Origin of the sequence: Streptomyces sp. SID13031, assembly GCF_010548305.1 — a bacterium.
In the GTDB taxonomy this organism is placed as follows: domain Bacteria; phylum Actinomycetota; class Actinomycetes; order Propionibacteriales; family Kribbellaceae; genus Kribbella.
The window spans coordinates 73,501-90,770 of the sequence record NZ_JAAGLV010000026.1 but is presented as its reverse complement, the minus strand read 5'-3'; the positions used below and the strand labels follow the sequence as shown (position 1 = coordinate 90,770).

The window sequence follows — 17,270 nt, the reverse complement described above, 5'->3', positions numbered from 1 at the left end:
TGAAACGATCGGGTCAACCCCAGCCCATCCCCCGGCGACCCCGTCCGAGCGCCCCGAGGAGAACTCCATGAGCACCCCCACCACCCCCGGCCCGGACAAGCGCCCCAAGCAAACCCCACTTCCCCCACAAACCCCTCGCCCACCACAGACTCCCCTGTCTCCTCCTCCCAGCAGCAACGCGCCCGAAGATCCCACCCCAGCCGCAAGCACCACCGCAGCCAACACCCCCACGGACAACTCCGAGGGCGACGGCACACCGGCTAGCAAGACGGGCGCAAGCACCCCAGGCGAACCAGCGACGAGAAGCTCCGCAGCTCCAACCTCCTCGACCGCTGCACCCACCACTGGCAACTCGAAGGTCGCCGACTCAAGCACCACAGCCGCCACCACCAAAACCCAGCCCAGCACCACAGGCGCTGGCGCTGCGGGTGCAGGAAGCTCTGCTGGTGCAGACAGCACCGCTGGCGCGGGCAGCTCGGCTGGCGCCGGGGCGGGCTCGGCTGGCGCCGGGGCGGGCTCGGCTGGGAGTACCAGCGGCGCTGCAGGCGGCTCCCGCACGGGTGAGTCCAAGGGCGGAGGCGCAGCAGGTGGATCGGCGGCCGGGGCTTCTTCTGGCCTGGGCGGCGCCGCCTCCAAGACTGTTGTGCCCGGCGCTGGTGATTCACCGGCCGCTGGTGCGCGCAGCACGACTGATTCATCGGTAGGCGGTGCGAGCAGCACGACCGGTTCGCCGGCCGACGCCGCCAAGAGCCAGCCGAGTGGCACAGCCACCACTGCAGGAGCAGGCTCCACCACGGGTCTAGGAAGCTCTGCAGGAGCAGGCACCACCGCGGGGCCAGGAAGCTCTGCAGGTGCAGGAAGCTCTGCGGGTGTGGGCGGCTCCGCTGGCGCGGGCTCCGCTGCGAGCGCGGTCGGTAGTACGGCGGTCGGTAGTACAGGCGGCGCCGTAGGCGCAGGTAAAGCGGGCGGCGGCGCGGTGTCGGGTGGTGCGGCTGAGGCTATTACTGAGTCGATTCCGGTGCAGGTGGGGAGCGCAGCGGGTGCAGGTGGTGCGGCTGCTGGTGGGGTCAAGGATGTTGTGGGTGGTGTGAATGCTGCTGATGGGAAGGGTGCTGGGGCTGGGGGTGACGGGCCTAAGGGACCTTGGTGGAAGGCGCCTTGGCGGGGGCTTAAGAAGGTTCGGTGGCGGCGGAATCCTTGGGTGACTGTGGGTGGGGTCGTCCTTGCGTTGCTGGTGATTGCGGCTCTGGGGTACTTCGCGGGGCTGGGGCCGATGAGCCGGTTGAACACGGCTCGCGGAATCGAGCCGCCGGCGAAGTTGGGTGGGCTGGATCGGGTGACTGATGCCCAGATACGTGAGCAGCTCAAGCTGGATCAGACGCGGGACGCGTTGAGCCGGATCAATGATGGCAAGCAGGCGACCGTCGAGGCGTACGGGAATCTCGACGGCCAGCGGCTGTTCGTGGTGATCGCGTTGCGCGGCAAGGTCGACATCGACAAGACGATCAAGGACTCCGGCGCCTCGCCCGAGCTGGTCAAGCAGGTCGGGCAGTCGACCTGCGTGGAGTCGACCGACACCCTGCCGACCCAGTGTTACCGGGGATCCAACACCCTCACCGTGATCGCTCAGGCGGCCAACGAGGGCGTCAGCGTCAACGACGTCGGCCCCCTCGCCGACGAAGCCTTCACCGCCATGAAGTAGCTCAGCCGGAAGCGGTCAGGCGAGTAGACCGCTTAGCGCGATCATCACCGGGATCGAGAGCAATGTGCTGAGCAGTACTGCGCTGCGCGCGAGTCGTCGCGCGGCGCGGTACTGCACGGCATACACGTAGACGTTTTGAGCAGTGGGCAACGCGGCAAGCAGTACTGGGGCGAGCAGAGCGGGGCCCTCGAGGCCGAGGAGCCAGCGGCCGACCGAGAACGCGACGAGCGGTTGGACGAGCGTCTTCAACAGCACAGCCAGTACTGCGTCGCGGTCGAGGCTGATGGAGTCCTTCGCCCCGCTGAGGCTCAACCCATAGGCCACCAGCGCGACCGGTACCGCCGCCGCGGCCACCAGGTCGATCGGCCGCATCAGCAACGACGGCAGCTCCACACCAACGGCGGCAACCAGCAAGCCGAGTAGCGACGCCACGGTCAACGGATTCCGCAGCGGTCGAGTCAGCAGGATCCGCAACGACACCCGCCGCCCAGATCCTTGCCGATCTCCGTCCAGCACTGCGAACGCCACCGGCGCCATCACCAGCAGCTGGAACAACACGATCGGCGCCACCAACGCCCCGTCGCCCAGCACATACGCGGCGACCGGCACGCCCAGATTCCCGGCGTTCACATACGAAGCGGCCAGTACTCCGATCGTCGCCTGCGCCCGGCTCCGTCGCCAGATCAGCACGGCCACGGCCAGATACAGCAGCTGGACGACGAACACCCCCGCCAGATTCGTCAGCAGCACCGGCGAGAAGATCGCGTGCAGATCGGCGCGCGCAACCGTGGTGAACAGCAACGCCGGCGTCGCCACGAAGAACGCGAGCCGCGACAACACCAGCTCGTCTTCGGCCCGCAGTACGCCGGCCAGTCCGACGAGATACCCGAGCACGGCGACCGATACCAGTGCGACGAAGGCGGCGACGACAGCGGACATGCGGCGTCAGGCGCTCGGCGGCTTCGTCACGCCAGCGATTCTAGACGAAACGTTTCATCTGCAAGTTACTGACATGCAAGCCAACCGACTGGAAGGATTCCACCTAAACAACCCAGGATGGCCACCATGACTGCTCCCGCCCGTACCGCGCTTGCCGCGGCCACCTCGCTGGCCGCGCTCGCGACCCTGCTCGTCGCCCCGTCCACCGCCGTCGCCCAATCCCCCGACCAAGGCGCCGAACAGCTCCCGATCCAGTACGCCGCCGGTGTCCTTCCCCTCGGCGACGCGGACCTCGCCGAAACCCGCACCAGCACGACCCTCGCCACGGGCGTCACCCTGACCCGCATCGTCCGCGGCACCGACCCTGCCCCGGCAGACCAGATCAACACCACGACCCGCGGCCCCTGGGTCGTCAACGTGCTCACCATCGACCCGCGCAAGGCGAGGGGTGAGCTGAGGACGACCTACGGCCCCGACCTGGCCAAGGTCGAGAAGACGTCAGACCTGGTCCGTACTTCGGGAGCCCTGGCCGGCGTCAACGCGTCCTTCTTCACCTTCACCGCGAGCGCCCTCTACCCCGGCGAGCCGGTCGGTCTGGGGATCTCCGACGGCAAACTGCTCAGTGAGCCGCTGACCGACCCGGCCGAGGCCAACTTCGTGATCGATGCCAAGACCAACAAAGCGGTGATGGGCCACCTCCGCTGGACCGGCTCGGTCAAGAACCCCAAGACCGGTACCACCCTGCCGCTCGAGTTCGTCAACCACCCGCCGGTGATCCCGGCCGCCTGCGCCACCCTGCCGGCGCAGACCTCGTGCACCGTTCCCGGTGACGTCACCCTGTTCACCCCCGAGTTCGCGGCCACCACCCCGGCCGGCGTGGGGATCGAGGTCGTCCTCGACCGGGACGGCTGCGTCGAGCGAGTCGCGGCCACCCGCGGTACCAGCCTGACCAAAGGCCAGACCTCCTTGCAGGCCACGGGCAGCGACTCGAACGCACTGCTCGGCATGGTCTCCAGCACCTGTTTGAAGACCGACCTCGCCGTCGCCAATGAGTACGGCACCAATCTCAAGCTGAAGAAGGACCTGTACGGCGTGACCGGTCGCTACCGCCTCACCGCCAACGGCCAGATCGTCGTCCCGGCCGGTACCGGTAGCTTCTTCGACCGCAACCCGCGCACGATCGTCGGCACCACCAGCGACGGCAAGCTCACCCTCGCAGCGCTCGACGGCCGCCAGACCACCAGCGTCGGTACGACGATGAACGAGACGGCCGCGGTCGCGAACGCACTCGGCCTGCACGACGCGATCAACCTCGACGGCGGCGGCTCGACCGCGATGGCCGTCAACGGCACGCTCGTCAGCCACCCCAGCGGCACCAACGGCGCCGAGCGGGCCGTCGGCGACGCCCTCATCTGGGTCGAGAAGAAGTAGCACCCAAAACGAAGGGCCCGGGCGAACGTCCCGCCCGGGCCCCAGCCACTCAGAAGTTGTTGTTCGACATTCCCTGCCCGAGCATCACCTGGTCATAGGTGTTCCCATCGTTGTCGTCGGTGTACGCCACCGCTACCTCGGACCACGGCGACACCGCGACCACCATCTGCTCCTGCCGCCCTGCGGTCAGCTGGCTCAACTGCTGAGCCGACAGGCGCGGCGCGTCCGTAGTACCGGCTGGGGTGAAGCCACGCACCCACACGTCGAGATCGGTGGCCTGTGCGGTCCAGCCGACAACACTGTTGGACTGGTCGTCGATCCCGGCCGACGGAAGCTTGCCACTAGCAACGACTTCCAGGTCGGCATAGCGAGCGGCACCCGTGCCGGTGAAGCCACGCGTCCAAACTCCCGCACCCGACTGCCAGGCCACCGCGAAGTCACCGTTGAAATTGGCAGCGACCGACGCGCGCGTCTGCGCCCCAGCCGTGGTGGCGTTCGCCGTACGCCGGGACAGCGTGACGGCGCCATTCGTGCGGGCCAGACCAACCAGCCCGACGTTGTACGCCGTATCGGCGGACCCGTCATCCCAGACCACGATCGCGTCACCCGAGGCCGACACCGCCACGTCCGGGTTGTGCTGCTGGCCCGTCGTCGCCGAGGCGGTGACCTCCCAGGCCCGAGTCGTCGGCCCGGTGTACCCGGCAGCCTTGACCGTCGGCAGCGCACCGGCCGGCGTCTGCAGGTCCTCCCACACGACCGTGAACGCGACGGCCGCGCTGGAGGGTGCACCGTCCGGGTCGACCGCCACCCGCGGATTGGTCTGCTGACCGTCGGACGAGGTGTTGGCGTTGGCGGAGGCCGTGACGGTGCCGGCGGTGTTCACCACGCGGTACGGGATGTTGTAGTAGCCGTTGCCGTCCGGGTCGTCGGCCCACACCACGACGGCGTTGCCCTTGTCATCCAGACCGACGTCCGGGTGGAGGTGTCGCCAGTTGGTGACACCACTGCCGCCCGCGGCGGACAGCTTCTTCTCATAGAGCGCCGTGCCGTTGCGGTACAGCCGCAGGAAGATCTCGCTGTGCGCGTTGTCGGCCGCAGCGGTCGTATCCCGATCGTCCTCCCACACGACAGCGACGTACCCGTTGCGGTTGGTCGCGATGGCCGGAGCATCCTGGTCCCCCGTCGACACACTGTTCGCCGTCGTCCAGGTCGGTACCGCGACGGCTGCCTGGGCAGGGATCGCGAAGGTGAACAGCAGCGAGGGCACTGCGACGCCAGTGGCGATAAGTCTCTTCTTCATCGCTGATCCCCTCAGACGGCCTGAAGGCCGGGTTGGCCTTCTTCGATCACGAACGACTTCAGCGTCGACACCGGCGAGTCGTGCTCCGACACCTTCGCCACGCCGCGGAAGTCCGCCCGCAGCTGGGTCGGAGTCACCGTCGTACGGATGTAGCCGCGACGGTTGCTGTAGAACTTCAGCCACGGGTTGGTCCCGACGTCCGGGATCGCCGTGGTGGCGTCACCGTCGCCAGAGGAGGTGGCCGAGCTGGTGACGAGCTCGCTGCCGATCACTGCCGAGTTCGCGTTGTTGTAGTCGGCCATCAGGTTGTTGCCCCAGGCGCGGTGGACGTCGCCGGTGAGCACTACCGGGTTCCGGGTGCCACGGTCGAGCCAGCCCTGCTGGATCCGGGCCCGCGAAGCCCGGTACCCGTCCCACGAGTCCATGCTCGCCCCGGTCGAGTTGAAGCGCCGGGCGAAGAACACCTGCTGCCCGATGATGTCCCAGGTACCGGTGTGCTGGGCGAGACCGTTGAGGAGCCAGGTCTCCTGAGTATTGCCGGGCAGGCTGCGCGAGGCCAGATCCGCGTCCGAGCAGATCTTCCAGCCGTCCCCACACGCCTGGTCGTTGCGGTACTGCCTGGTGTCGAGCATGTGGAAGGTGGCGAGCTTGCCCCACGGCATACGCCGGTACAGCGGGATGGAGTTGCCACTGTTGGCCTGCGCCGGCCGCAGCGGCATGTTCTCGTAGTACGCCTGGTACGCCGCAGTACGCCGAGCGGTCCATTGCGCCGCCGTCAGCGAGGGCGTGCTGTCGGCCCGTACCGTTCCGGCGTAGTTGTTCTCCACCTCGTGGTCGTCCGGTACTACGATCCACGGCGCGGCTGCGTGCGCCGCCTGCAGGTCCGGGTCCGACTTGTACTGCGCATAGCGACGCCGGTAGTCGGCCAGTGTCGTGATCTCCGTAGCACCGAGGTGGAGTCGCGTCCGGCCAGTAGTAGCGGGGTACTCGTAGATGTAGTCGCCGAGGAACAGGATGAGGCCCGGGTTGTCCTCAGCCATCCGGCGGTACGCCGTGTAGTAGCCCTCCTCGTAGTGCGCGCAGGAGGTGAACGCCATAACGAGGTCACGGCCGTTGGTACCCGCTGCGGGCGCAGTACGGGTGCGGCCGACGGGTGAGACGTGTCCCTGGGCGCGGAAGCGGTAGAAGTAGTCGAAGTCGGGGTTGAGGCCGTTCGCGATGGCGTGGACCGAGTGTGCGGCGCCGTACGTCGCAGTGACCGTCCCTGAGGTGACCAGCGTGCTGAAGGACTCGGTGGTCGACACCTGCCAGTCAACGACGACATTGGCGTTGGCCATGCCGCCCTGGCCGTCCGCATTGAGCGGCGACGGGGCCAGGCGGGTCCAGAGGACGACGCTGCCGGCGTCGGGCTCACCGGAGGCGACACCCAGCTGGAACGGGTACGGGACGGCTGCAGTGGCGGTGATGATGCTGGAGCGGGCGGGCAGTGCGGTAGCACCTGCCGTCGCGAGTCCGCCGAGGACAAGGGTTCGACGACTGATGGGTTTCATGGGCCTCACCTTCCGAGGTGCGGATGGCGCGCGGCCCTCCGGACGGATGAATACGACGGATCCGGCCGGAGAACCTCACGATTGGGGCGGTTCGTGCCCATACTCCCCAAAGCTTGGTAACTTTCCTACACCTTGCCCTAGTGGACAACGACCTCCTGGGTCAGTTTCTTCGCAGCTGATCCAGGATCGAACGGCTTTCGGTCCTGCTGACAGGTACTGCCGTCAGCGGGTGCCTTGAGCTGCGTCAGGTACTCCGTGATGCGAGCGTCGGCGCAGGTGCTCTTGAAGAGCGTGGTGTGGCCGTAGCCCTCGATGGTGAGCATCCGCGCGTCCGGGTAGAGGTCGGAGTACGGGCGAGTGGCCTCGTACGGAGTCGCTGGGTCGTACCGGGTGCCGATGACCAGTACCGGCTCCTTCACCTTGTTCGGCCACGGACCCTTGAACGCGTCGGTGTCCCGGATCGGGACGAACTCGCACGGCTGTCCGAGCCAGGCGCGCAGTCGGCCGAAGTGGGGCGCGGCCTGGTCGGCCGCATCGGCGTATGCCGGGTAAGCCAGCGGCCGTCCCGTTGGCGGCGTCTCGATGCAGGGCTGCATTCCCTGCGCCAGCGAGGAGTACTCCTCCTTGTGCTTGCTCCACTCGACCAGAGCGGCAGGTGCCTTCAGCCGCATGGCCTTGCTCTTACCTCGTACCGCGATCTGGCTGTACATGTCGGCGAGTGCCGACCAGCCCGCCGGGTCGTACATGTTCTCGAAGCCCACCGCCACAGCGATCTGGTAGGTCACCGTGGTCGTGCTCCCGTCCGGCAGGGTCACGACGGCTGGGCTGGTCTTGAGTCGCTCGAAGAGGTTCTCGACGACCGTCGACGGATCGCCCAGCCTGGCCAGCGAACACTTGTCCGGCCCGGCCTTCTTGCACTCCGCCTTGAACTGCGCGAAGGCTGCCGCGGCGCCGTCACCCTGGCGGAACCGGACGCCGACCGGGCGCCGGTCGCCATCCGAACCGGAGTACCAGGGCGGGTTGAGCGTCCCGTCGAGGACCAGCGCTCGGATCTTCGTGGGGAACAGCTTCGCGTAGGTGGCGCCGAGGTAGGTGCCGTAGGAGTAGCCGACGTAGCTCAGCTTGTCGTCGCCGACCGACTGGCGGAGAAGATCCATGTCACGGGCAACGTTCGCCGTCGACATGTGCGCCAGCTTGTCGCCTGAGGTGGCTGCACAGGTCAGGCCCACCTTGACGCTCCACGCGGTGTAGGCGCGCTCTTCAGCCCGCGTGTAGGGGAAGGCCGGCTGAGTGTTCAGCACAGCCTGCTCCTCGGCCTCGGTCCGGAAGCAGGTCGCCGGGTCCGACTTGCCGACGCCCCGCGGGTCGAAGCCGAGGATGTCGAACTGCGCCCGTACCTGCGGCGTGTAGGCGTACTGCCCCACCTGCTGGACGAAGTCGACGCCCGGGCCACCAGGGCCGCCCGGGTTGGTGAACAGGGTGCCGATGCGATGAGCCGGGTCGCTGGCGGGCAGCCGGGTCAAGGCGATGGTGGTCGTCGGGCCACGCGGATGGTCGTAGTCGGTGGGGACCTCCACAGTGGCGCACTGGAAGGGCTTTAGCCCCGGCTCTGCGCCGCAGCTCCCCCAATTGATCTTGGGCACGACCAGTTGCTCGGTGTTGGCGGCAGTACTGGCAGCGGGTGGTGCGGCCTGAGCCACACTCGGTACTACGAGAGCAGCGGCCGCGGTTGCGGCGACGAGGCCCTTCAAGACTTTCTCACGCATGACTTCCCCAGCGGGTCGACGAGTGGGACGTCATCGACGCTATGGCTGCGAGTACTCGGTCCGAGTCCGGCACAAGAACGAGGCCGGTCATCCGCCTGTCAGCGGATGCCGGCCCCTCTCAGGAGTGAAGCGGGCGAACGTGGTTCACCCGTCGTGAGGATTGCTTTGTCAGGCGGTCTTCTCGCGGCGCTCGCGCTTGTTGACCATCTGGTCGCGCGGGATCAGCGTCGGGTTGACGTTCTCCAGGACGACCTCGCCGGTGACGACGACCTTGGCGACGTCCTCGCGGCTCGGCACCTCGTACATCACGTTGAGCAGGACTTCTTCCATGATCGCGCGCAGTCCACGGGCACCGGTGCCGCGCAGCAGCGCCTGGTCCGCGATCGCCTCGATCGAGTCGTCACTGAACTCCAGCTCGACGTTGTCGATCTCGAACAGCCGCCGGTACTGCTTGATCAGCGCGTTCTTCGGCTCGGACAGGATCTTGATCAGCGCGTCCCGGTCCAGCGGGGAGACCGTCGTGATGACCGGCAGCCGGCCGATGAACTCGGGGATCAGGCCGAACTTGAGCAGGTCTTCGGGCATCACGTCGGAGTAGCCGCTGAGTTCCTTCGGCTTCTCCGGCTCGCGCTTGGCGTTGAAGCCGAGCGTCTTCTTGCCGACCCGCTGCTCCACCATGTGGTCCAGGCCGGCGAACGCGCCGCCGACGATGAACAGCACGTTGGTGGTGTCGATCTGGATGAACTCCTGGTGCGGGTGCTTGCGGCCGCCCTGCGGCGGAACGCTGGCCGTCGTGCCTTCGAGGATCTTCAGCAGCGCCTGCTGGACACCCTCGCCGGAGACATCGCGGGTGATCGACGGGTTCTCGCTCTTGCGGGCGATCTTGTCGACCTCGTCGATGTAGATGATCCCGGTCTCGGCCTTCTTGACGTCGTAGTCGGCCGCCTGGATCAGCTTCAGCAGGATGTTCTCGACGTCCTCGCCGACGTAGCCCGCCTCGGTCAGCGCCGTGGCGTCCGCGATCGCGAACGGGACGTTCAGCATCCGGGCGAGCGTCTGGGCCAGGTAGGTCTTGCCGCAGCCCGTGGGGCCGATCAGCAGGATGTTCGACTTGGCGAGCTCGACCGCTTCGTCCTTGGCGTGCCGGCCGGCGCTCGAGGAGCCCTGCCCGTCACGGACCCGCTTGTAGTGGTTGTAGACCGCCACTGCGAGCGCCTTCTTCGCCACGTCCTGTCCGACGACGTATGCGTTGAGGAAGTCGTAGATCTCCCGGGGCTTGGGCAGCTCCGTCAGACCGACCTCGGAGCCCTCGTTCAGCTCCTCCTCGATGATCTCGTTACAGAGATCGATGCACTCGTCGCAGATGTAGACGCCGGGACCGGCGATGAGCTTCTTGACCTGCTTCTGGCTCTTGCCGCAGAACGAGCATTTGAGCAGATCACCGCCGTCACCTATGCGTGCCACCGGGACAGATCCCTTCTCTGAGCAGTCGAACCGGGTGAACAATCGGGAACGGAACCCACCCGGAACTCGCTTCGACGGTACCGTGCCAGGGGCCGAAACGCCGCGCTGTCCGACGCGTTGTGACTACGCCGGTGGCGAACGCACTGTCACTTGACAGTGCCGGCTTCCAGTTGGGTACCGCCGAAGCGGAACGGTCGTTCTCAGACGCCGGCCGGGACCGGGGCCTTGAGGGTCTGCAGGATGTCGTCGATCAGGCCGTACTCGATCGCCTGGTCGGCGGTCAGGAACTTGTCCCGCTCGATGTCACGCGAAACCTCTTCGTGCGACTTGCCGCTGGCCTCGGCGAGCATCTTCTCCAGCAGCGCGCGCAGGCGCAGGATCTCGTTCGCCTGGATCTCGATGTCGCTGGACTGCCCGTAGGTGCCCTCGGTGGCCGGCTGGTGGATGATGATCCGGCTGTTCGGCAGGGCGAGCCGCTTGCCCGGCGCACCGGCTGCCAGCAGCACCGCGGCGGCCGAGGCCGCCTGGCCCAGGCAGACCGTCTGCACGTCCGGCTTGATGTAGCGGATCGTGTCGTAGATCGCCGTCAGCGCCGTGAACGAACCACCGGGCGAGTTGATGTAGATGCTGATGTCCCGGTCGGAGTCCATCGCCTGCAGGCAGAGCAGCTGCGCCATCACGGCGTTGGCGATCTCGTCGGTGATCGGGGTGCCGAGGAAGATGATCCGGTCCTCGAACAGCTTGGTGTAGGGGTCGATCCGGCGCATGCCGTACGACGTGCGCTCCTCCCACTGCGGGATGAAGTAGTTCATGCTGGTGTCCTTAGTTTCGCAGGAGAGGTCAGGAGTTCGGGCTGCCGCTGCTCAGCTGAGCAGCGCTGGCCACGACGTGGTCGATGAAGCCGTATTCCTTCGCCTGGTCCGCGGTGAACCAGCGGTCCCGGTCGGCGTCGGTCTCGACCTGCTCCAGCGGCTGGCCGGTGTGCTCGGCGATCAGCTTGAACAGCTGCGCCTTGATGTGCAGCGACTGCTGGGCCTGGATCTTGATGTCGGAGGCCGTACCTCCCATGCCGCCGGAAGGCTGGTGCATCATGATCCGCGCGTGCGGCAGGGCGAAGCGCTTGTCCTTCGCGCCCGCGCAGAGCAGGAACTGGCCCATCGAGGCCGCGAGGCCCATCCCGACCGTGGCGACGTCGTTGGAGATCCACTGCATGGTGTCGTAGATCGCCATGCCGGAGTCCACCGAGCCACCCGGTGAGTTGATGTACAGCCAGATGTCCTTGTTGGGGTCCTCGGCGTTGAGGAGCAACATCTGAGCGCAGATCGCGTTCGCGTTGTCGTCGCGAACCTCTGACCCCAGGAAAATGATCCGGTTGGTCAGCAGGCGCTGGTAGATGTGGTCATCGAGTCCGCCGGATCCGGTGCCGCCCGCGGCGGTGGGGCTGGCTGCAAATGTCTCGTTCACGAAGCCGACATTACTGGTCCGCGACGGCAGACCTAAGGCTGGTAGGCACCTGTTCGCTCACGGCGCACGCCATCTGCCCTCAGCTAACTCCGGAATACCTACTTCCGGTGGCGTTTTACCCCACCGGTACTCGCTCGTCGGGCGGGCGCATGGAGCCCACCCGAACCACAGCGCGGGGCTTGCGCAGCGGAGTGGATATCGGTTCCCGCGAGCCACCTTGTGCACGACCTGAGCAAGCTGAGGGCCCGGATTCGCTCAGGTCGTGCACAAAGTCGCGCAGTCGACGGCGGGAAGGCGGGGCACAACGCCGACGGCCCCGGATCCGCTGTGGGATCCGGGGCCGTTGGCTACTTGTTCAGGTGGTTCAGGCCTTTGCGGGCTCTTCCGCCGGGGTCTCGTCAGCGGCGTCGGCGTCGGTGGCGTCAGCGGTTTCCGGGTCGGCGTAGGTGCCGTCGGGCTGGAGGGTCTTCAGCTCGACGGTGTTGCCGGAGGCGTCTACGACCTTGGCGTTCTCGACCAGGTGGGCCAGGGCCTTACCGCGGACGACCTCGGAGACCAGGCTCGGTACCAGGTTGTTCTCGACCGCGTGCTGGGCGAACTGGTCGGGGCTGACACCGGAACGCTGCGCGTGCCGGACGATGTGCTCGGTCAGCTCCTGGTCGTTGACGCTCAGCTCCTGCTGCTCGGCCACCAGGTCGAGCACGAACTGCGCCTTGATCGCGTCCGCGGAGCGCTTCTTCAGGTCCTCGTCGAACTCTTCCTCGGTCTGCTCCTCGCCCTCGAGGAACTGCTCGAAGCTCATCCCGGAGTACCCGAGCTGCTGCTCGAGGTTCTCCCGGCGGGCCGCCAGCTCGTCGGTCAGCAGGCCCTCGGGGACCGGCACCTCGACCAGGGTGAGGATCTTCTCGAGTACTGCGTCGCGCGCGTCGCCGGCCTGCTCGAGGCGCTTGCCGCGCTCCAGCCGGGTGCGCACGTCAGCGGTGAGCTCCTCGGCGGTGTCGAACTCCGACGCGGTCTGCGCGAAGTCGTCGTCGAACTCGGGCAGCTCCTGCTCCTTGACCGCCGTCACGGTGACCTCGACGTCGACGTCCTCGCCCTTGAGCTCACCGCCGACCAGCTGGGTCACGAAGGTCTTCGACTCGCCGGCGTTCAGCCCTGCGACGGCCTCGTCCAGACCATCGAGCAGCTGACCGCTGCCGACCTGGTAGGACAGGCCGGTCGCCTGCGCCTCTTCGATCTTCTCGCCGTCCTTGGTGGCCGACAGGTCGATCGTGATGAAGTCCTTGTCGGCGACCGCGCGCTCGACCGGGTTCAGCGCACCGAACCGCTGGCGCAGCGCCTCGATCTGCTCGGTCACCTCGTCGTCGCTGATCGCGATGTCCTCGACGCCGGCCTCGAGACCCTCGAGGTCCGGCAGGGTGATCTCCGGGCGGACCTCGACCTCGGCGGAGAACTGCAGGCTCTCCTTGTCGTTGAACTCGGTCACGTCGACCTCGGGCCGGCCGATCGCCTTGACCTGGTTGTCCTGGACGGCCTGCGAGTACAGCTTCGGCAGCGCGTCGTTGATCGCCTCTTCGAGCACCGAAGGGCGCCCGACCCGCTGGTCGATGACCTGCGGCGGGATCTTGCCCTTGCGGAAGCCCGGTACGACGATCTGACTACCGATGCTCCGGTACGCCGCGTCGAGGCTCGGCTTGAGCTCCTCGAACGGCACCTCGACGATGAGCTTGACCTTGGTCGGGCTCAAGGACTCGACGGTGCTCTTCACGGTGGCAGTTCTCCTTGGTCGATAACGTTCTCGATAACGTGTACAGCCGTGGCCGGACAGGCCACGTTGCACGATGCTGCAGAGGTTTGTCGGGGCGACAGGACTCGAACCTGCGGTCTCCTGCTCCCAAAGCAGGCGCGCTAGCCACTACGCTACGCCCCGCAGTGACCGGACGAGTCTAGTGGACGCGGAGGGGTGCTCGCGCCACCACCCCCCACCGGGAACCGGTTTGAGACCTGGCCCGGCGATGTGGAATCATGTGCGCGTGCCCACAACAGGGCGCATGCGGGTGTAGCTCAATGGTAGAGCCCCAGTCTTCCAAACTGACTACGCGAGTTCGATTCTCGTCACCCGCTCAGCACGCGAAAGGCCCCCAGCCACAGGAATTCTAAGGCTGAGGGCCTTTCGTCTTGTCTACCCCGGATCAGGCGACGGGCGATTAGCCAGCGATTAGGCCGCTGGGATCCTGGACGGCGCTCAGGAGGCTCGGCAGGCTGGCCGGGTGGGCCAGCTTCAGGTCTGCGAGGTCGCTGGGGCGGAACCAGCGAAGATCGTCGTGCTCCTCCGGTGCGGCGTTGACAGGTTCCCCGTCCCAGCGCGTGACGAGGAACGCGTGCATGTCGAGGGTGGGGTCACTGACCGTCATCGGGATGGGTACGGGGTCGTGGACGTGGACCCCGAGTTCTTCGAGGCATTCCCGACTGACGGCTTGGTGAGGCAACTCGCCCGCCTCGACATGCCCGCCGACGAGGTCCCAGCAGTCGGGATACCACCGACGCGATGGGTGGCGATGCACCAGGAGCACGAGACCGTCGCGCACAAGTGCAGCGACTGAGATCGGAATCTGGGCGACCATGCCGGCACACTAGGCGCGAACGCACTCTCATGCCACGTTGGGCCCGCGGCGTTGCTGGACGATCAGCGAAGGCTGTTCACTGCACGCGGAAAACGGGGCCCTTGGGGGTGAAAGGCAGGGTTGCTCCGGCTGGGACGAGCCAGGCGTGTTCGCGGCGGACTCTTACCACGTCGCACTGGCCGTCGGTGATGATCAGGATCGGGCCGTCGATCGGGAAGTCGTCGGCGCGCTCCAGGAGGTCGACCCCGGGCTGTAGGACCGTGCCGCCTCGGCCGCGGACCTTTACGCGGCCGGCGATGTCGTCTACCGGGACATAACCCGCGTCGTACGCCGCTGCGTCGCAGAAGATCACTCGTGCCGCTGGGACATCGCGTGCCATCGAGTACGACGCGATGGCGCCCAACGCCTTGCCCAGCAGGGCCCGGTCCATCGAGCCGGAGGTGTCGAGCACCACCCCGTACGTCGGCAGTCGCTCGACGCTGGTCGGGCGGATCCACCCCGGCCGCGGGATGTCCGGCGTACTGGCCTGGCGGCGCGAGGCACGCGAGTACGTCCGTACCTTCGCCACCGACGGCACGTGCTCCTCGAACCAGCGTGCCAACTGCGCATCCCAAGCCAATGGCGGATGGTCGAGCGCCTTGATCTCCTCCACCAGCCCAGCAGGCAGGAACCCCCGGCTGCTGTCGTGGTAGGCCAGCCCAGTCGTCAGGGAACGCCGGTAGATGTCGTCCAGGTCAGTCGCACGCACCCCTTCGCCCACTCGCGGCAGCGGCTGCCCCAGTACGTCCCCGAGCCCGACGCCGCGCAGCGTGGCCAGCTTGCGGTACCGGCGCAGGTCGGTCGTGATCCGGTCGTACACGGCCTCCACGGACAGGCCCCGGAGCGACACGTCGTACAGGGCGCCCTCCGGCATCGTCCCGACGCCCATCTCGATCAGCCAGCCGTTGATGACCAGGTCGGCCGCCACGTTCCACAGGTAGGCGTCACGCCCTCCTACCCGAGCACCGTGGCGCAGTGCGGCGTGCAGCATCTCGTGGGCCATCACGAAGCGCCACTCGTTCTGGGTCAGCTTGTGCAGCGGGTTGACGTAGATCTCCCCCGCCTCGGCGTTGACGGCCGCCACGTAGATGTCCCACCCGCGGGCGAGCTCCGCCTCCGCCACCACCTTCATGCTGGCGGCCAGCGCCCCCAGCAGCGGGTACGACGAGACGAACCAGCCAAGCGCCCGGTCCCACTCAGCCAATGCCCCACCAGCGTCGGACAACGACGACCGCACACCACCAGCAACCTCTACTGCAGCAGCAGCCGCGTCCGAGAGCCCAGCTGCAAACCGGTCCTCCCAGGCCGGCGGGTCTCCCCACCCGGTCCAAGGGACCAGCCGCACGTCGTTCACCGGCCCGGCCACTCCCAGTCGAGCGAACTCAGCCGGTACGCCGGTACGCCGCCACTCGCGTGCCAATACGTCCTCATCCGTGCCGGGCAGCTCGTCGGGCAGCTGCACCACAGCCCGTCCGATCCCCAGCGACGCGAGGAACCGGTTGACCGCGACATCACAAGCAGCTGCCGCGGCATGATCCGCCACCGGCCGGTCCGGGGACGAGTGCCCGAGACCGAGGTGGATCAGCAGGTGCGCGAAGACCCACTTCCACTCGTCGGCGTCCGCGCGACGGGTCGGATGGACGAAGAACTCACCACTGGACGACACCACGGCCCAGCCGTCGGGCGGGCACGGGCCATCCTGCACCCGACGCGGCTCGGTCCGGAAGCTGACCATCGGCGCGAACAGCGGATGAGCGGCGATCGCGGCCCATCCCTCCCGGATCGCCTCCAGCGCCGGATCCTTCTTCGGTCCCCGCCGAGCCATCAGCCGTCGCTCCCGGGCCGGGGAGAATTCTGCGCGTGACCAGCCATCAGCGCTCGCTCAGGACCGGGCGGCGACGAGGCGGGGAAGGTCTCGGGTCACCTCGACCAGGAACCACGAAGGCAGTACCGGCCGGCCGTCGTCGTCGGCGGCGATCACGATCTGCGCGACCTCCAGCGAGATCTCCGCGAGCTCCACCAGCAGCGCCTTGCCGCGATAGGCCAGCTGCCGCGACGCCGGGCTCGCCGATGCCTTGTCGGCCGACAGCTCCTTCACCAGCCGTGCGCGGAACGTCTCGGCCAGGAAGTACAGGAGATCCCGGTCCTCCGGCGCGGCCGGCCAGTTGGCCTCGCCCTTCAGCACCGCCTCCAGCCCGAACGCGTTCCGGACCGTCTTCACGAAAGCGCGGAACGTCGACGCGTGCGAAGCCGTCAAGGTGCCGAAGGCAAGGATCCGGACGGTCTCGTCGTCGATCCCGTCGCCGTAGGAGTGCAGCGCGTCGGACAGCATGTGCCAGCTGCGCGGCGTCGAGAACGGCTCCTCGGTCTTCGGCGGCGCGATCCACAGGTGGTCGGGCCGGTTCAGCAGATAGTCCAGCACCCAAGGGTGAATCCCCGCCGTCGCAGCCCATTCCAGCCAGTCCGTCGCCGACGCGCGCAGATGAACGTGCACCAGCCGGTTCAGCAGTGCCGAAGCCATCGGCCGGGCGAGCGCGTTGTCGGTGGCGCGGTTTCCGGCGCCGATCACGACCGAGCCGGCGGGCAGCTCGTACTCACCGATCCGGCGATCCAGGATGAGCGAGTAGAACGCCTTCTGCACCTCGGGCGACGACGCGTTCAGCTCGTCCAGGAACAGGCAGTACGGCGTTTCCCGGGCGATATTCACCGGCGGCGCGAACCGGCTCCGGCCGTCCACGATCTGCGGTACGCCGATCAGGTCCTCGGGCGCCAACTGGGTGCCGAGCAGCGTCACGCACTCCAGCCCGAGCGACTCGGCGAACTTGCGGACCAGGCTGCTCTTGCCGATCCCGGGCGCGCCCCAGACGAAGACCGGGCGCACGACGGCTACGTTCAGCAACACGTCGGGCAACTGCACCGGCGTCACGGTGATGGCGGCCTGCATCGGGTCCTTTCAAACGGGTTCAAGAGACTCTTCGAGGGTCCCCGATG

General features: G+C 67.4%; 12 protein-coding genes, 2 tRNA genes and 1 pseudogene. 3 read left to right on the top strand and 12 right to left on the bottom strand.

Annotated elements, in window-relative coordinates; genetic code table 11:
* The first annotated feature begins 1,201 nt into the window (after positions 1-1,201).
* Complete coding sequence (locus G3I17_RS36075) at positions 1,202-1,702, top strand: hypothetical protein (protein WP_164603235.1); 501 nt, start codon at positions 1,202-1,204, stop codon at positions 1,700-1,702.
* Positions 1,703-1,717: 15 nt separating this feature from the next.
* On the opposite strand, the gene G3I17_RS36070 is transcribed toward G3I17_RS36075, so the two are convergent.
* Complete coding sequence (locus G3I17_RS36070) at positions 1,718-2,641, bottom strand: AEC family transporter (protein ID WP_164603233.1); 924 nt, start codon at positions 2,639-2,641, stop codon at positions 1,718-1,720.
* 126 nt (positions 2,642-2,767) lie between these two features.
* On the opposite strand from G3I17_RS36070, the gene G3I17_RS36065 reads away from it, so the two are divergent.
* On the top strand, positions 2,768-4,072 hold the full coding sequence (locus tag G3I17_RS36065) for a phosphodiester glycosidase family protein (RefSeq protein WP_164603231.1): 1,305 nt from the start codon (positions 2,768-2,770) through the stop codon (positions 4,070-4,072).
* Positions 4,073-4,121: 49 nt separating this feature from the next.
* Here G3I17_RS36065 and G3I17_RS36060 read toward each other — a convergent pair whose 3' ends face one another.
* From G3I17_RS36060 to G3I17_RS36025, 8 genes and pseudogenes are all read right to left on the bottom strand, one after another.
* Complete coding sequence (locus G3I17_RS36060; protein WP_164603229.1) at positions 4,122-5,372, bottom strand: hypothetical protein; 1,251 nt, start codon at positions 5,370-5,372, stop codon at positions 4,122-4,124.
* Positions 5,373-5,383: 11 nt separating this feature from the next.
* Entirely contained in the window at positions 5,384-6,922 is a 1,539-nt protein-coding gene (locus G3I17_RS36055) for an alkaline phosphatase D family protein (RefSeq protein ID WP_164603227.1), read from the bottom strand.
* A 137-nt stretch (positions 6,923-7,059) separates the two neighbouring features.
* On the bottom strand, positions 7,060-8,688 hold the full coding sequence (locus G3I17_RS36050) for an alpha/beta hydrolase (protein ID WP_164603225.1): 1,629 nt from the start codon (positions 8,686-8,688) through the stop codon (positions 7,060-7,062).
* A 168-nt stretch (positions 8,689-8,856) separates the two neighbouring features.
* Positions 8,857-10,152, bottom strand: a complete 1,296-nt coding sequence (gene clpX / locus G3I17_RS36045; RefSeq protein WP_164603223.1) for an ATP-dependent Clp protease ATP-binding subunit ClpX — start codon at positions 10,150-10,152, stop codon at positions 8,857-8,859.
* A 200-nt stretch (positions 10,153-10,352) separates the two neighbouring features.
* Positions 10,353-10,967 (bottom strand): annotated as a pseudogene (locus tag G3I17_RS36040) (ATP-dependent Clp protease proteolytic subunit); the annotation flags it as partial.
* 25 nt (positions 10,968-10,992) lie between these two features.
* Entirely contained in the window at positions 10,993-11,616 is a 624-nt protein-coding gene (locus G3I17_RS36035) for an ATP-dependent Clp protease proteolytic subunit (protein WP_164603218.1), read from the bottom strand.
* A gap of 364 nt (positions 11,617-11,980) precedes the next feature.
* Positions 11,981-13,384: a trigger factor gene (gene tig / locus G3I17_RS36030; RefSeq protein ID WP_164603216.1), complete on the bottom strand. Its 1,404-nt coding sequence runs from the start codon at positions 13,382-13,384 to the stop codon at positions 11,981-11,983.
* Positions 13,385-13,473: 89 nt separating this feature from the next.
* Positions 13,474-13,546 (bottom strand) — tRNA-Pro (locus tag G3I17_RS36025).
* A gap of 123 nt (positions 13,547-13,669) precedes the next feature.
* Here G3I17_RS36025 and G3I17_RS36020 point away from each other — a divergent pair.
* Positions 13,670-13,740, top strand: a tRNA-Gly gene (locus G3I17_RS36020).
* A gap of 83 nt (positions 13,741-13,823) precedes the next feature.
* Here G3I17_RS36020 and G3I17_RS36015 read toward each other — a convergent pair.
* From G3I17_RS36015 to G3I17_RS36005, 3 genes are all read right to left on the bottom strand, one after another.
* Positions 13,824-14,240 (bottom strand): NUDIX domain-containing protein, encoded by a 417-nt coding sequence (locus G3I17_RS36015; RefSeq protein WP_164603213.1) that lies wholly within the window; start codon positions 14,238-14,240, stop codon positions 13,824-13,826.
* Positions 14,241-14,316: 76 nt separating this feature from the next.
* A complete protein-coding gene (locus tag G3I17_RS36010; protein WP_164603211.1) occupies positions 14,317-16,104 on the bottom strand; it encodes a hypothetical protein in 1,788 nt (595 codons plus the stop codon).
* A gap of 57 nt (positions 16,105-16,161) precedes the next feature.
* Positions 16,162-17,223, bottom strand: coding sequence for a MoxR family ATPase (locus G3I17_RS36005; RefSeq protein WP_164603209.1), 1,062 nt, complete (start codon positions 17,221-17,223; stop codon positions 16,162-16,164).
* Positions 17,224-17,270: the final 47 nt, after the last annotated feature.

Bases quoted from the DNA above. Each gene is read 5' to 3' on its own strand.
- G3I17_RS36050 (WP_164603225.1), bottom strand. From the start codon at position 8,688: ATGCGTGAGAAAGTCTTGAAGGGCCTCGTCGCCGCAACCGCGGCCGCT.
- G3I17_RS36060 (WP_164603229.1), bottom strand. From the start codon at position 5,372: ATGAAGAAGAGACTTATCGCCACTGGCGTCGCAGTGCCCTCGCTGCTG.
- G3I17_RS36065 (WP_164603231.1), top strand. From the start codon at position 2,768: ATGACTGCTCCCGCCCGTACCGCGCTTGCCGCGGCCACCTCGCTGGCC.
- G3I17_RS36015 (WP_164603213.1), bottom strand. From the start codon at position 14,240: ATGGTCGCCCAGATTCCGATCTCAGTCGCTGCACTTGTGCGCGACGGT.
- G3I17_RS36010 (WP_164603211.1), bottom strand. From the start codon at position 16,104: ATGGCTCGGCGGGGACCGAAGAAGGATCCGGCGCTGGAGGCGATCCGG.
- G3I17_RS36055 (WP_164603227.1), bottom strand. From the start codon at position 6,922: ATGAAACCCATCAGTCGTCGAACCCTTGTCCTCGGCGGACTCGCGACG.
- G3I17_RS36070 (WP_164603233.1), bottom strand. From the start codon at position 2,641: ATGTCCGCTGTCGTCGCCGCCTTCGTCGCACTGGTATCGGTCGCCGTG.
- G3I17_RS36005 (WP_164603209.1), bottom strand. From the start codon at position 17,223: ATGCAGGCCGCCATCACCGTGACGCCGGTGCAGTTGCCCGACGTGTTG.